Source organism: Microbacterium sp. 2MCAF23 (assembly GCF_052115565.1).
GTDB lineage: Bacteria > Actinomycetota > Actinomycetes > Actinomycetales > Microbacteriaceae > Microbacterium.
In genome coordinates this window covers 24,358-39,358 of sequence record NZ_JBFRGY010000002.1, presented here as the reverse complement: position 1 = coordinate 39,358, position 15,001 = coordinate 24,358, and the positions used below count along the sequence as shown (strand labels likewise).

Genomic DNA, 15,001 nt, shown 5'->3' with positions numbered 1-15,001 from the left:
CGTGCTCACTTCACGCTGGCGCCGAAGAAGAGCGGCCGCCCGTAGATGTCGAAGCCCAGACCGGCCACCTTGTCGCCCACCGCGGTGATCGCCGAGGTGACGTAGAGCGGCACGATCGCGTCGTCCTTCGCGTTCCACTTCTGGATCTGCGCGTAGACGTCGGCGCGCGTGGACGCGTCAGTGGCGGCGATGCCGTCCTTGAGCAGTTGGTCGAGCTTCGGATCGCTCACCGATGATGCATTCTGGAAGCCGTCGGTCGCGAGATGGCTGCGCAGCAGGTCGGGGTCGACGCCGGAGAAGTCCCAGTCCGTGATGTCGAAGGTCTTGGGGCCGTACTTCTCGTTGTAGGCGCCCGGTTCCAGCGTCTCGCGCGTGATCTCGAACCCGACCGCCTTGAGATCGGACTGGATCGCGTTCGCGAGGGCCGCATGGTCGTCGGAGACGGGAGTCCAGGCGATCCAGTCCGCCGTGAGGCGCTTCCCGTCCTTGGTGCGGATGCCGTCGGCTCCGCGCTGGGTCCAACCCGCCTCGTCGAGGAGCTTGTTCGCGAGATCCTTGTCGAACGGCCAGCTCTTCTCGAGGCTCTTGTCGTAACCGGGCGTGGTCGGGCCGAGGATGCTCCACGCCCGCGGGAACTGCCCGAAGAAGATCTTGTCCACCGCGGCGTCGACGTCGATCGCCCGGGTGAACGCCTCGCGCACCTTCTGATCCGCGAACACCCCGTTCTTCTCGTTGAGGAAGAGCGAGTACGGCAGGCCCGGCACCTGCACGGACTTCACGGTCGCGGATCCCTTGATCTGCGAGACGAGGTTCGGCGGCAGCTGCGAGGCGAGGTCGATCTCGCCCGACGTCACGGATCCGCTGCGCACGGACGCTTCGGGGAGGATCTGCACCCGAAGGGTCTTGAACGCGGGGGCCTCCTGGCCCTCCGGCGCCCAGGCGTACTTCGCGTTGCGGGTGTACACGATCTCCTGATCGGGCGTGTACGACGAGATCTGGAACGGGCCGGTGCCCACCGTGATGCCCTTGCCACCGGCGGCGAGATCGGCGGAGTGCTCGGCGAGCACCTTCGGCGCGTAGAAGCCCAGTTGCGCGGTGCTCGCCGCCTGCAGGAACGGCGCGTACGGCTGCGAGAACGTGACCTTCACCGTGCTCGGGTCGATCACCTCGGTGCCCTTGTACAGCTCGCCGCCGAGCATGCTCGCGGCCTGCGCCGACTTGGTCGCAGGATCCGCGATCCGGTCGAAGTTGGCCTTCACCGCGGCGGCGTCGAACTTCTCCCCATCGGTGAAGGTGACGTCGTCGCGCAGGTGGAACGTGTAGGCGGTCCCGTCCTCGGAGATCTCCCACTTCTTCGCGAGCCACGGCACGAAGGATCCGTCCGTCTTCTGGAACACCAGCGAGTCCAGCACGGCACGCTGCACCATGGCGGTCACGTCGAGCTGGCTGGTCTGCGGATCCATCTTGCCGCTCGAGAGCAGGCTGCCGTCGACGCCCCACACGAGTTCGCCGTTCGCGTCTCCCGATCCCGATGCGGATCCGGTCGAGGCGGAGCAGGCGCTGAGCGCGAGCGCGGCGACCGCGGCGAGGGCGGTGAAGGGCAGGAGTCGACGCCGAAGCGGAGAAGGCATGAGGAATCCTCGGGTGCGGAGAGGGAGCTGTGTGCGGGACACTCCAGGCTATCGGTTTGTGGACGGAGTGGATCTATCGCCCGATTCCTGCGATCGATGAGCCCGAATCTGCTTTTGTGTTGTTTTATGTTGGATCTTGTGGGAAGCTAGCGCAACGCCCGAACCCGGGCCACGGAGAGCGGCAAAGGAGCCCGATGTACGCAGCGGAGCGGCAGCAGCGCATCCACGAGCGCGCACAACGGGACGGCCGCGTCGATGTCACCGGTCTGGCGGAACTGCTGGACGTGACCACCGAGACCGTCCGGCGAGACCTCGCGGTCCTGGAGCAGCAGGGCCTGGTCCGCCGCGTCCACGGTGGCGCACTCCCCGCCGAGCGCTCCTTGCCGGAGCTCACCCTCGCGGCACGCATCGGCCAGCACTCGGAGGCGAAACTGCGCATCGCCACGCGTGCTCTGCAGGAGCTGCCCGACGGCGGCACGATCCTCCTCGACTCCGGATCCACCACGCTCGCGATCGCCGAGCTGCTCCCGGCCGACGCGCAGCTCACCGTCGTGACCAACAACACCATCGTCGCCGGCGCCCTCGCAGGCCGGGACAACCTCACGCTGCTCCTCATCGGCGGACGTGTGCGCACCGTCACGGGCGCGGCCGTCGGTCCGTGGGCGATCGAGGCGCTCGCCGAGCTCACCGTCGACGTCGCCTTCCTCGGCACCAACGGCTTCGACGCCGACCATGGCCTGTCGACCCCCGACCAGGACGAGGCCGCCGTGAAACGCGCCATGCTCGAGGCCGCGCGCACCCGCATCCTCGTCGCCGACTCCAGCAAGCTCGGCGCCGTCCACCTCCAGCGCTTCGCACGCGCCGAGGAACTGCACACCATCATTACCGACACCGCAGCGGACCCCGACGCCGTGGAGGCGCTGCGCGCCGCTGGACCGAAGGTCGTGATCGCATGATCATCACTCTCACCCCGAACCCGAGCATCGACCGCGCCGTGACGCTCGACGCGCTCTCCCGCGGCGAGGTGCAGCGCGCGACGTCCAGTCGCGTCGATCCCGGCGGCAAGGGGCTCAACGTCTCCCGTGCCGTCGCCGCGATGGGCGGCGACACCCGCGCGGTACTCCCCTCGGGTGGGCTCGAAGGCGGGCTGCTCGAAGCGCTCTGCCGCGCCGCATCCGTGCCCGTCGTCGTCGTGCCGATCCGGGGCAGCGTGCGCATGAACATCAGCGTGCTGGAGCCCGACGGCACCACCACGAAGATCAACGAACCGGGGCCGCTGTTGGACGCCGCCGAGGTCGACGCCTTGATCGCGAACGCGCTGACCGGCGTCCCGGCCGGCGATTGGCTGTCGGGCGGCGGCAGCCTCCCCCTCGGCGCCCCAGCCGACTTCTACGGCCGGCTCGTGCGCGGTGCGCACGAGCGGGGCATCCGCGTCGCGATCGACACCTCCGGCGCCCCGCTCGCGGCTGCTGTCGAGGCCAAGCCGACCCTCATCAAGCCGAACCGCGATGAGCTCGGCGAGCTGATCGGCCGCGATCTGCCCACGCTCGGGGCCGTTCTCGACGCCGCGCAGGCGCTGCAGCGCGACGGCATCGACATGGTCGCGGTGAGTCTCGGCCGGGACGGCGCCGTGATCGTCACCAGCGGTGGCGCCTGGCACGCGACCGCAGTGGCGTCCGACGTCGTCTCGACGGTCGCCGCCGGCGACTGCATGCTCGCCGGATTCCTGTTCGCGCTCAGCGCGGACCATTCCGCGGCGGAGGCCCTCGCCGAGGGCGTCCGCTGGGGCACCGCGGCCGTCGCTCTGCCCGGCAGCCAGGTGCCCACGCCCGCCGATCTTCGTGACGTGCACGTCACCGTCACCTCCACCCCGGACCGCGAACTCCCCCTCGCGGACTGACCCCTCCACGGAAAGGAACTCCTCATGGCACTGATCAACGAAGAACAGGTCGTGCTCGACCTCACCGGCGCCGACCGGCACGAGGCGACGGCGACCCTCGCCGCACGGCTCGTCGCCACCGGCCGCTGCACCGACCTCGACCAGTTCCTCGCGGACGTCCGCGAGCGCGAGTCGAAGATGGCCACCGGCCTTCCCGGCGGCATCGGCATCCCGCACGCGCGCAGCGCCGCGATCACCGAGCCGTCCCTCGTCTTCGGCCGCACCCGCGACGGCATCGACTGGGGCGCGAAGGACGGCCCGGCGCGGCTGGTCTTCCTCATCGCCGCGCCCGAGGGCGGCGGCGATGCGCACATGCAGATGCTCCCGAAGCTCGCCAGGGCGCTGATGCGCTCCGAGTTCCGGGACGCGCTGCTCGCCGCGACGACAGAGGCCGAGGTCGTCGCGATCGTCGGCGAACACGTGCAGCTGGACGCGCCGAAGCCGGGGCCGGAGAGCACACCCGCGCCGGCCGCTGAAGCAAAGGCCGCGGAGGCCGAAGTCGCGGAGGCCGAAGTCGCCGAGGCCGCAGCCGAACCCGCGGCGGGCCGCTCACTCAAGCTCGTCGGCGTCACCTCCTGCCCCACCGGGATCGCGCACACGTACATGGCCGCGGAGGCGCTGGAAAGAGCTGCCAAGGCTGCCGGGCACTCGATCAAGGTCGAGACCCAGGGCTCCGCCGGATCCACTCCGCTCACCCCCGCCGAGATCGCCGAGGCCGATGCGGTCGTGTTCGCGCACGACCTCGCGGTGAAGGACGTCGGCCGGTTCGCCGGCAAGCCCACCGTCGACGTCCCGGTGAAGAAGGCGATCTCCGACGGCCCCGAGCTCATCGAGCGGGCATCGGCGCTCGCCGCAGAGTGGGCGGCCGACCCGACCAAGGCTGCGGCAGCCGCTGCGGGGCCATCGGCCGGAGGCCTCACCACGAAGGTGGAGGCCGATGCGAAGGTCGGCACGAAGATCCGCCAGTGGCTGATGACGGGGGTCTCGTACATGATCCCGTTCGTCGCCGCAGGCGGGATCCTCATCGCGCTCTCGTTCATGATCGCGCAGATCGCTGTCGGCGAGACCGGCGCGCTCAAGGTCGTCAAGTACAACCTCATCGCGCCGGACGCGACGAACATCGCTCAGCACTTCGATCCGACGAGCCTGATGTCCTGGGGCGGGCTGCTGTTCGTGATGGGAGCCGCCTCGTTCGGCTTCCTGGTCCCGATCCTCTCCGGCTTCATCGCGTTCGCGATCGCCGACCGTCCCGGGCTCGTCCCCGGCATCGTCGGCGGTTCGATCGCGGCCACCATGGGCGCCGGATTCCTCGGCGGCCTGGTGACCGGATTCGTGGGCGGATTCGTGGCCCGGTGGATCTCGCGCTGGCGGGTGCACAAGGGCGTCCGCGGCGTGATGCCGGTCGTCGTGATCCCGCTGCTGTCGACCCTGATCACGGCGGGGCTGTTCATCACCATCCTCGGCCGTCCGATCGTGTGGCTGACGACGCAGCTCAACCAGTGGCTGACCGGAATGACCGGCGCGGGCGCTCTGGTCCTCGGCATCGTCCTCGGCGCCATGATGGGCTTCGACCTGGGCGGACCGGTCAACAAGACCGCGTACGCGTTCGCCACGACCGGGCTCGCCGCGGCCGGCGCGGCGACCGACGCCCCCCAACTGAAGATCATGGCCGCGGTCATGGCCGCCGGAATGGTGGCTCCGCTCGCGATGGCGCTCTCGACCGCCCTGCGCCCCAAGCTCTTCACGGAGCCGGAGCGCGAGAACGGCAAGGCGGCCTGGCTGCTCGGCCTGTCGTTCATCTCGGAGGGCGCGATCCCGTTCGCCGCCGCCGACCCGATCCGGGTGATCGCCTCGTCGGTCATCGGATCCGCCGTGACCGGCGGTCTCTGCATGGTCTTCGGTGTCACGCTGCGCGCCCCGCACGGGGGGATCTGGGTCCTCCCGCTGATCGGCGCCCCGCTGCTCTTCCTGCTCGCGCTGGTCATCGGCGTCGTGGTGATGGCGCTCATCATCACCGTGCTGAAGACTGTCGCGCAGAGCAAGCGCGTCGAGCAGATCGAGACCGCGGCCTCAGAGTCCGTCGCCGTCTGAACAACCATCCATTCGAAGGAGAACAACCATGGCCACTCGTACCGTCACCATCGCCTCGTCCGTCGGCCTGCACGCCCGTCCCGCGTCGCTCTTCGTCGAAGCCGCGGCGGACTCCGGGCTCGACGTCGAGATCGGCCGTCCCGGTGAGGACGCCGTCGACGCCACCAGCATCCTGGGCGTCATGGCGCTCGGCGCGAAGCACGGCGAAGAGGTCGTGCTGACGGCCGAAGGCGCCGACGCGGATGCCGTGCTCGACAAGCTCGTGGCGCTGCTGTCCACCGACCTGGACGCTCAGTGAGATGACGGCCGTGATCCCCGGCGAGGTCCGACAGGGCATCGGCGTCAGTCCGGGCACGGCGTACGGGCCGGTGGTGCAGGTCGCACCGCCGGTCCGCCCGCCGCAGAACGAACCGGGCCCCGCCGACGCGGATCAGGCGGCGGCCGACGTCGCGCAGGCCTTCGCCGACGTCGCCGCGGCACTCGACGCCAAGGCGGAGCACGTCGTGGACACCGCGCAGGCGATCCTGCAGGCGACCGCGATGATGGCGCGCGACAAGTCGCTGCTCAAGGCCGCGGTGGCGGGTGTCCGAGCCGGCGTGGGACCCGCGACGGCGATCTCGGCCGCGGTCGAGGAGTTCGTCGTCAAGTTCGAGGCGCTCGGCGGCTACTTCGCCGAGCGGGTCGCGGATCTGCGCGACGTCGGCTCCCGAGCCGTCGCCGCGGTGCTGGGCGTGCCGGCTCCCGGGGTGCCGGACTTCACGGAGCCGAGCATCGTCGTGGCCGAGGACCTGGCACCGGCGGAGACGGCCACGCTGGATCGCGCGCTCGTCGCCGGGATCGTCACCCGGGCCGGCGGACGCACGAGCCACACCGCGATCCTCGCGGCGCAGATGGGCATCCCCGCCGTGGTGCAGGTGGCCGATGCGACGCAGATCGCCCCGGGCACTTTCATCGCCGTGGACGGCGACACCGGCGAAGTCGTCGTCGCCCCGGATCCGGCCCTGGTCGCCGAGCAGCGCGTCCGCCGGGAACGGCGTGCCGCGGCCCTGGCGGGGTCGTCCGGCCCCGGCCGCACCAAGGACGGTCTCGCGATCGCGCTGCTGGCCAACATCGGCGGCGTCGAGGACGCCGTGCTCGCCGGTGCGCAGGATCTCGAGGGCGTGGGTCTGTTCCGCACCGAGTTCGTGTTCCTATCGTCCGAGACCGCGCCCACCGTCGCGGAGCAGACCGAGATCTACCGGCGCGTCCTCGAACCGTTCGGCGGGCGCCGCGTGGTCGTGCGCACTCTCGATGCGGGAGCGGACAAGCCGCTGAAGTTCGCCGATCTCGGCCCGGAGGAGAACCCGGCGCTGGGGCGGCGGGGACTTCGCCTCTCTGCCGAGCGGCCGGACCTGCTCGACGCACAGCTGGAGGCGCTGGCCGCCGCCGCGAAGCAGACCGGCGCCGACGTCCGCGTGATGGCGCCGATGGTCGCGACCGTCGAGGAGGCCGCCTGGTTCGCCCGGCGCGTCTACGAGAACGGCCTGCCCAAGGCCGGAGTGATGATCGAGATCCCCGCCGCCGCTCTGCGCGCGTCCCACGTGCTCGGCGCGGTCGACTTCGGGAGCCTCGGAACGAACGACCTCGCGCAGTACACGATGGCAGCCGACCGGATGCAGGGCGAGCTCGCGGATCTCCTCGACCCGTGGCAGCCCGCTGTGCTCGACGTGATCGCGGCCGCCGCCGACGGCGCGAGGGCTGCGGGGAAGCCGATCGGCGTGTGCGGCGAGTCCGCCGGCGATCCGCTGCTGGCGCTCGTGCTCGTGGGCCTCGGCGTCACCAGCCTGTCGATGGCACCCGGCAAGGTCCCGGCCGTCCGGGTGGCGCTCGCCGCGCACTCCCAGCTCGACTGCCAGCGACTCGCGGCCGCGGCACGAGGTGCGGCGACCGCCGTCGAGGCCCGCGACGCGGTGCGCGCCACCGCAGCTGCGGAGCTGCTCGCCATCCTGTGAGGACCGCGAGGAGGCGCCGGAGTTCACTCTCCGGCGCCTCCTTGCGCTGAGCATCGCCGTCGCCCACCGGACCCGCGGTCCGGGACCGGGCCGGTAGACTGTCGCCACACCCCACACTCAGGCACGCTCACACAGTGCCGCACACATCGCACGAGGAGATCCATGTCGTCGTTGAACGCCATCCCGGACAAGCCCGCACTGGAAGGCCTCGAAGCGAAATGGGGTGAGCGCTGGTCCACGGACGGCACCTTCCTCTTCGACCGCCTCCGTGCCGCGCAGAGCGGCCGTGACGGCGTCTACTCGATCGACACCCCGCCGCCCACCGCGAGCGGCAGCCTGCACATCGGGCACGTGTTCAGCTACACGCACACCGACATCAAGGCGCGTTTCGAGCGCATGCGGGGCAAGAACGTGTTCTACCCGATGGGCTGGGACGACAACGGCCTGCCCACCGAACGCCGTGTGCAGAACTACTACGGCGTGCGCTGCGACCCGTCGCTCCCCTACGACGCCGACTTCACACCGCCCTTCGAAGGCGGCGACAACAAGTCATCCCGCGCCGCGGACCAACTGCCGATCAGCCGCCGCAACTTCATCGAACTCTGCGAGAAGCTGACCGAGGAGGACGAGAAGCACTTCGAGGCGCTGTTCCGCCAGCTCGGCCTCAGCGTGGACTGGACGCAGACCTACCGCACGATCTCGAACGAGTCGATCCGACAGAGCCAGCTCGCGTTCCTGCGCAATCTCGAGCGCGGCGAGGCCTATCAGTCCCTCGCGCCGACCCTCTGGGATGTGGACTTCCGCTCCGCGATCGCGCAGGCCGAGCTCGAGGACCGCGACCAGCAGGCCGCGTATCACACCATCGACTTCCCGTTCGCGGACGGATCCGGGCACATCACGATCGAGACGACGCGTCCCGAGCTCCTGCCCGCCTGCGTCGCGATCGTGACCCACCCCGAGGGTCCGCACAAGCACCTCATCGGCACGAAGGTGCGCACGCCCTTCTTCGGCACCGACATCGAGATCCACGGCCATCACCTCGCCCAGCCCGACAAGGGCACGGGAGCGGCCATGGTCTGCACCTTCGGCGACGTGACCGACATCGTGTGGTGGCGCGAGCTGCGCACCACGGACGGCCGCGACCTGCCGAACATGACCACGATCGGACTCGACGGACGATTCCTGCCCGACGCCCCCGCGTCGGTGGGCGACGAGGGCGCGGCCGCCTGGTACGTGGAGAACATGGCGGGCAAGACCGTGTTCTCGGCGCGGAAGGCGCTGGTGGAGAAGCTCCAGGAGACCGGCGCCATGACTGCGGTCGGCAAGCCTTTCAATCACGCCGTGAAGTTCTTCGAGAAGGGCGACCGCCCGCTCGAGATCGTCTCCACGCGCCAGTGGTACATCCGCAACGGCGCCCGCGACGCCGAGCTGCGCGATCAGCTGCTCGCGCACGGGGCCGAGCTGAACTGGCACCCGGAGTTCATGCGCGTGCGCTACGAGAACTGGGTGGGCGGCCTGACCGGCGACTGGCTGGTCTCGCGTCAGCGCTTCTTCGGCGTGCCGATCCCGCTCTGGTACGCACTGGACGAGAACGGCGAGCGCGACTACGACCGCGTGCTGACGCCGGGACACGAGAGCCTGCCGATCGACCCCACCTCCGACGTCCCCGCCGGCTACACCGCCGAGCAGCGCGGTGTGCCGGGCGGGTTCGACGCGGAGGCGGACATCCTCGACACCTGGGCGACCTCCTCCCTCACCCCGCAGCTCGCGGGCGGATGGGAGCGCGACGGCGAGCTCTGGGATCTGGTCTCGCCGATGGATCTGCGCCCGCAGGGGCAGGACATCATCCGCACCTGGCTGTTCTCCACCATGCTGCGCTCGACGCTCGAAGACGGACGCACCCCGTGGCGCAACGCCGCGATCAGCGGCTTCATCGTCGACCCCGACCGCAAGAAGATGTCCAAATCCAAGGGCAACGTGGTCACCCCCGCCGACATCCTCGACGCGCACGGATCCGACGCGGTGCGGTACTGGTCGGCCTCCAGCCGACTGGGGGCCGACGCCGCCTTCGACCCGCAGAACCCGACGCAGGTGAAGATCGGCCGTCGCCTGGCGATCAAGATCCTCAACGCCGCGAAGTTCGTGCTGTCCTTCCCCGTGCCCGAGGGCGCCGAGATCACGCATGCTCTGGATGCCTCGATGCTCGCCACCCTGGACGGGGTGGTGCGCGACGCGACGACGGCGTTCGAGAACTACGACCAGGCGCGCGCGCTCGAGATCACCGAGGCGTTCTTCTGGACGTTCTGCGACGACTATCTCGAGCTCGTCAAGGAGCGCGCTTACGACCGCACGAACGTGGGTCAGGCCTCCGCGGCACTCGCCCTGCGCCTCGCCCTCTCCACGCTGCTGCGCCTGCTCGCCCCGATCGTGTCGTTCGCGACCGAGGAGGCGTGGAGCTGGTTCGAGGATGGCTCGGTGCACACTGCGGCCTGGCCGGAGCCGCTCGGCCCCGTGCCGGGATCGACTGGTGCCGGCGACCCCGCTGTGCTCGCGACGGCGAGCAAGGCGCTGATCGGCATCCGGCGGGCGAAGACCGAGGCGAAGGCCTCGCAGAAGACCCCCGTGTCGTCGGCGACCATCGCCGCCCCGGCTGCCGAGATCGCGGCGCTCGAGGCCGCTGCGGACGACCTCCGGGCCGTGGGCCGCATCGCGAAGATCACCTTCCGTGAGGCCGATGCGCTCGAGATCACGGCCATCGAGCTGGCACCGGTCGAGGAGGCATGATGCAGCTCGGGACGCGTTGGGCCGCCGGATCCGAGCCGCCGGCATCGGTTCCCGCGGCCCTGCGCCCGGGCATCGCCGACGCGGAGGCCCGCAGCGTGGCGGGCGGCACGCTGAGCCTGCACACCGGGGCCTTGAACCTGCTGCGCGGCACGTGGACCCTGACCTGGCTGGAGGGCCGGCCGATCGCCGAGCTCGACACCGGCTGGGAGGTCTCGCGGACCGCCCTGGGCGAGGTCGTGGTCCGTCCGTTCGAGGACTGACCCGGTCCGATCCCTGAGCCTGTCGACGGGCTCTCGAGTGCGAGTGCCAGTGCGACGACCTCAGCGCGAACGCGATCCGATCATCTGCAGCGACTGCTCGAGGATGAACGGATCCACGGCCTTGCGCGCATGCTGCTCACGGAGCATGTCGATGGCGAGCGCGCGTCGCTCGGCCCGGCGCTCCATGCGTCGGCGGACGTGCGCGGTGATCGCGTCGGCGACGCGGAGGCCCGTGCGCTCGAGGTACGTGGGGGCGGCGATGTGCAGCGTCGCGGCGGTCATGACAACTCCTCGGTCTCTGTGGTGCGGTGTTCCGCGGCGCCCCGCGGGCGGGCGTCGGGAAGGTCGAACAGGTCTGCGCGGACCGTGACGCGGCGCACACCGGGGCCGGTCTGGTCCCGATAGCGCTGCACGGCGGCCTCGACGAGCGCATCGATCTGCTGCGCGAGCTCCTGCAGCTGCGGCGCGGTCATGTCGAGCATCGTGGTCATGTGGTGCGCGGCCTCGCGCCACTCCTGCGGCACCTCCGACTGCGGCCGGTGCAGGTGATCCATCAGTCGCTGGTGCCTGTTGCGGAAGAACTCGTCCTCCACGATCTGCGCGGCGGCCCGGCCGGACGGCGTCATCTCGTCGTTCGGCCCGGAGAACGACATCCGTCCACGGGGGCGCTCCCACCACCGCTCGCGCGCCGTGCCGCGGTCAGCGACCTCGTGGATGAGGTCGCGCGCGGCGAGCGCCCGAAGGTGATAGCTGGTGACGCCGGAGCTCTCCCCGATCAGCGCGGCGAGCGAACTCGCCGTCTGCGGACCGCGCTCCGCGAGCAGATCCAGGATCCGCACCCGCAGCGGGTGCGCGAGCGCCTTCAGCGCGCTCGCGTCGAGCGTGCGCTCCTCGGGCTGAGCGTCCCGTCGGGGTCTTTCGTTCTCCGTCATGCATGCAAAGATACCTTTGCAAGAAGCTCTTTGCAAGCACTTCTTTGCAACATCTCACGTCGACGCCCCCTCTGTACGCCGACGCCCCCTCGCAGGAGCGCTGCTCAGAGGGGGCGCCGGCGCTGCGAGGGGGCGTCGAGGAGCGGGTCAGGCCGCGGCGCGCGCAGCGACGAACGCTGCGACGCAGCGCTCGACCTGCTCCGGGGTGTGCGCCGCGGAGAGCTGCACACGGATGCGCGCGAGCCCGCGCGGCACCACGGGGAAGCTGAAGGCGGTCACGTAGACGCCCTGCTTCTGCATCTCCGCGGCGACCCGTGCGGTCAACGCGGCATCACCGAACATGACGGGCACGATCGCGTGCTCGCCCGGGAGCAGGTCGAACCCCTCCTCCGTCATCCGGCGGCGGAACAGGGCCGCGTTCTCCTGCAGCTGCACGCGAAGGGATCCGGATCCCTCGACGAGATCGAGCGCGCGCAGGGTGCCCGCCACGATCGACGGGGCGAGCGTGTTGGAGAACAGGTACGGACGGGCGCGCTGGCGCAGCAGGGCCACGATGTCGCGATGCCCGGCGACGTAGCCGCCGCTCGCGCCGCCGAGCGCCTTGCCGAAGGTGCCGGTGTAGATATCCACCCGGCCCTCGACGCCGCACAGCTCCGGCGTGCCGCGACCGTGCTCGCCGATGAAGCCGACGGCGTGCGAGTCGTCCACGAAGACCAGCGCGTCGTAGCGCTCCGCGAGGTCGCAGATGTCCGCGAGCGGGGCGATGTAGCCGTCCATGGAGAACACCCCGTCGGTCACGATCACCCGGAAGCGCGCATCGGCCGCGGCCTTGAGCTGCTCTTCGAGGTCGGTCATGTCGCGGTTGCGATAGCGCAGCCGGCGGGCCTTGGAGAGGCGGATCCCGTCGATGATCGAGGCGTGGTTGAGCTCGTCCGAGATGATCGCGTCCTCGGCGGAGAACAGGGTCTCGAAGACGCCGCCGTTCGCATCGAAGCACGAGGAGAACAGGATCGCGTCGTCGGTGCCGAGGAACGCGGACAGCCGTCGCTCCAGCTCGAGGTGCTGCTCCTGGGTGCCGCAGATGAAGCGCACGCTCGCCAGCCCGTAGCCCCACTCATCGAGCGCGCCCTTCGCGGCCTCGACCAGACGAAGGTCGTCCGCGAGGCCGAGGTAGTTGTTGGCGCAGAAGTTGAGCACCTCGGCGCCGTCTGCGACGATCTCCGTGCGCTGCGGACCGCGGATCCCGCGCTCGTGCTTGGTGAGGCCCGCTTCCTCGATCCCGGTGAGTTCGCTCGCGAGGTGCTGCTGGAATGCTCCGTACATCGTCGTCTCCTACAGTTCGGTCCAGTCGAGGATGATCTTGCCCGTGCCCGCGGATGCGGCGGACGCGAAGCCCTTCTCCCACTCACGAGCCGGGAGGACCTCGGCGATGATGCGGGTGATCGAGTCGCGCAGCACTGGGCTGGTCTGCAGCATCGCACCCATCGCGTTCCACGTCTCGAACATCTCGCGGCCGTAGATGCCCTTCACGGTGAGCATGTGCGTGACGATCTTGCCCCAGTCCACGCTGAACGGGCCGGTCGGCAGGCCGAGCATCGCGATCCGCCCGCCGTGGTTCATGTTGTCGATCATCGCGGGCAGCGCGCTCGGCGCCCCGCTCATCTCGAAGCCGATGTCGAAGCCTTCGCGCATGCCGAGTGCGCGCTGGGCGTCCGCGATGTCCTCACGGGAGACGTCGACGACGGCGTCGGCCCCCATCTCGCGGGCGAGCTCCAGCCGAGGAGCGCTCACATCGGTCGCGGTGATGAAGCGCGCGCCCACGTGGCGGGCGATCGCGATCGCCATCAGCCCGATCGGCCCGCAGCCCGTGACCAGCACGTCCTCGCCGACGAGCGGGAACGCGAGTGCGGTGTGCACGGCGTTGCCGAGCGGGTCGAAGATCGCGCCGAGCTCGGGAGTCACGTCGGAGTGGTGCACCCAGACGTTCGTGGCGGGCAGGGTGAGGTACTCCGCGTAGGCGCCGTCGCGTTGCACGCCGAGCCCGATCGTGCGGATGCACATCTGCCGACGGCCGGCACGGCAGTTGCGGCACATGCCGCACACGATGTGCCCCTCGCCGGACACCCGATCACCGACGGAGATGTCGTGGACGAGCGGGCCGACCTCGACGACCTCGCCGTAGAACTCGTGGCCGGGAATGAGCGGTGCCTTCACCGCGGAGGCGGCCCAGTCGTCCCAGCGCTGGATGTGCAGGTCGGTGCCGCAGATTCCGGTGCGCAGCACGCGGATCACCACCTCGTCGGGACCGGCCACAGGGTCAGGCCGGTCGACGAGCGCGAGGCCCGCGTGCGGGCCGTCCTTGTAGAGAGCCTTCATGCTTCGATCCCACCGCGAACGACTGTGAAGAACAAGCCTGACTGTCTGGACTGATCATTAAGCATCGCTACATGCTTGAATAGACATATGCAGCTGCAGCAGCTCCAGATCCTGCGCGAGCTCGGTGCGCTCGGAAGTGTGACCGCGGTCGCCGACGCTCTGCGGGTGACGCCGTCCGCCGTCTCCCAGCAGCTGGCCGCACTGCAGCGCGGCGTGCGAGCACCTCTGACCCGCAAGCAGGGCCGCACCCTCGTTCTGACGCCGGCCGGCGAGGCTCTCGCCGAAGCCGGCGCCGCAGCGCTCGACGCCATGGCCGCGGCGCGCTCGGCGGTTGACGAGTTCGAGGCCGCGGAAGGCGGCATCGTCACGATCAGCGGCTTCCTCAGTGCGGCACAGGCGCTGTTCGGACCCCTCCTGCGCGACCTCGGATCCGGCCCCGGGGTCCCTGCGATCCGGTTCACCGACGAGGACGTCGCGCAGAGCGACTTCCCTGCGCTCACCGCACGCTACGACCTGGTGCTGGCACACCGAATGGAGCACAGCGCGCCATGGCCGAAGACCGGGATCCGCGTGCTCACGCTCGCGACGGAGCCTCTGGATGTGGCGCTCTCCCCCGATCACCCGCTCGCGCAGCGAGCCTCGCTGCGCCCGGCCGACGTCGTCGGCGAGCGCTGGGTGACCAGTCGAGCGGGCTACTCCCCCGACGACGTGCTGCGCACGATCTCCGCCATCACGAATCGCCCGGCGGAGATCGTGCACCGCATCAACGACTACGGCGTCGCCGCCTCCGTCATCGCGACGGGCGATGTGATCGGTGTGCTCCCGCGCTACACGACCCAGGGGACGGACGCCGTGGTGCGCCGTCCGCTGCAGTATGTGAGCACCAACCGGATGATCGACGTGCTCGCCCGGCCGGAGAACCTGCGCCGGCGCTCGGTGCGACTCGTCGCGGACGCGCTCAGCCGCGTGATGGCGGAACTCGCAGGCTGAAGTCGGC

The 15,001-nt window shown here is 70.3% G+C and carries 13 protein-coding genes; 8 read left to right on the top strand and 5 right to left on the bottom strand.

Features of this window, described 5'->3' with window-relative positions:
• Positions 1–5: 5 nt before the first annotated feature.
• On the bottom strand, positions 6–1,631 hold the full coding sequence (locus tag AB4078_RS01705; protein WP_441975725.1) for an ABC transporter substrate-binding protein: 1,626 nt from the start codon (positions 1,629–1,631) through the stop codon (positions 6–8).
• A 194-nt stretch (positions 1,632–1,825) separates the two neighbouring features.
• Here AB4078_RS01705 and AB4078_RS01700 point away from each other — a divergent pair, with 194 nt between their 5' ends.
• The 7 genes from AB4078_RS01700 (at position 1,826) to AB4078_RS01670 (ending at position 10,696) form a co-directional block, all read left to right on the top strand.
• Positions 1,826–2,587 carry a DeoR/GlpR family DNA-binding transcription regulator gene (locus tag AB4078_RS01700; protein WP_441975724.1) on the top strand — a complete coding sequence of 254 codons (762 nt, stop codon included), beginning with the start codon at positions 1,826–1,828 and terminating at the stop codon, positions 2,585–2,587.
• The gene (pfkB, locus tag AB4078_RS01695) at positions 2,584–3,531 is read left to right on the top strand and encodes a 1-phosphofructokinase (protein WP_441975723.1); all 948 of its coding nucleotides are present in this window, start codon (positions 2,584–2,586) and stop codon (positions 3,529–3,531) included. The genes AB4078_RS01700 and pfkB overlap by 4 nt, the downstream gene beginning before the upstream one ends.
• 24 nt (positions 3,532–3,555) lie before the next feature.
• Entirely contained in the window at positions 3,556–5,661 is a 2,106-nt protein-coding gene (locus AB4078_RS01690) for a PTS fructose transporter subunit IIABC (RefSeq protein WP_441975722.1), read from the top strand.
• Between the two features lie 28 nt (positions 5,662–5,689).
• Entirely contained in the window at positions 5,690–5,959 is a 270-nt protein-coding gene (locus AB4078_RS01685) for an HPr family phosphocarrier protein (protein ID WP_440731523.1), read from the top strand.
• Position 5,960: 1 nt separating this feature from the next.
• On the top strand, positions 5,961–7,652 hold the full coding sequence (gene ptsP / locus AB4078_RS01680; protein ID WP_441975721.1) for a phosphoenolpyruvate--protein phosphotransferase: 1,692 nt from the start codon (positions 5,961–5,963) through the stop codon (positions 7,650–7,652).
• A 162-nt stretch (positions 7,653–7,814) separates the two neighbouring features.
• Positions 7,815–10,436: a valine--tRNA ligase gene (gene valS / locus AB4078_RS01675; protein ID WP_441975720.1), complete on the top strand. Its 2,622-nt coding sequence runs from the start codon at positions 7,815–7,817 to the stop codon at positions 10,434–10,436.
• The gene (locus AB4078_RS01670; protein ID WP_441975719.1) at positions 10,433–10,696 is read left to right on the top strand and encodes a hypothetical protein; all 264 of its coding nucleotides are present in this window, start codon (positions 10,433–10,435) and stop codon (positions 10,694–10,696) included. Before valS ends, AB4078_RS01670 begins: the two co-directional genes overlap by 4 nt.
• Positions 10,697–10,756: 60 nt before the next feature.
• Here the strand turns inward: AB4078_RS01670 and AB4078_RS01665 are convergent, their stop codons facing one another.
• From AB4078_RS01665 to tdh, 4 genes are all read right to left on the bottom strand, one after another.
• Positions 10,757–10,978, bottom strand: coding sequence for a hypothetical protein (locus tag AB4078_RS01665; RefSeq protein WP_441975718.1), 222 nt, complete (start codon positions 10,976–10,978; stop codon positions 10,757–10,759).
• Positions 10,975–11,628: a helix-turn-helix domain-containing protein gene (locus AB4078_RS01660; protein WP_440731518.1), complete on the bottom strand. Its 654-nt coding sequence runs from the start codon at positions 11,626–11,628 to the stop codon at positions 10,975–10,977. Before AB4078_RS01660 ends, AB4078_RS01665 begins: the two co-directional genes overlap by 4 nt.
• A 147-nt stretch (positions 11,629–11,775) precedes the next feature.
• Positions 11,776–12,951, bottom strand: a complete 1,176-nt coding sequence (locus AB4078_RS01655) for a glycine C-acetyltransferase (protein ID WP_441975717.1) — start codon at positions 12,949–12,951, stop codon at positions 11,776–11,778.
• Between the two features lie 9 nt (positions 12,952–12,960).
• Complete coding sequence (tdh, locus tag AB4078_RS01650; protein ID WP_441975716.1) at positions 12,961–14,004, bottom strand: L-threonine 3-dehydrogenase; 1,044 nt, start codon at positions 14,002–14,004, stop codon at positions 12,961–12,963.
• Positions 14,005–14,091: 87 nt separating this feature from the next.
• Between tdh and AB4078_RS01645 the strand changes: the two genes are divergently transcribed.
• Positions 14,092–14,994, top strand: coding sequence for a LysR family transcriptional regulator (locus AB4078_RS01645; RefSeq protein WP_440731515.1), 903 nt, complete (start codon positions 14,092–14,094; stop codon positions 14,992–14,994).
• The last annotated feature ends 7 nt before the right edge of the window (positions 14,995–15,001 follow it).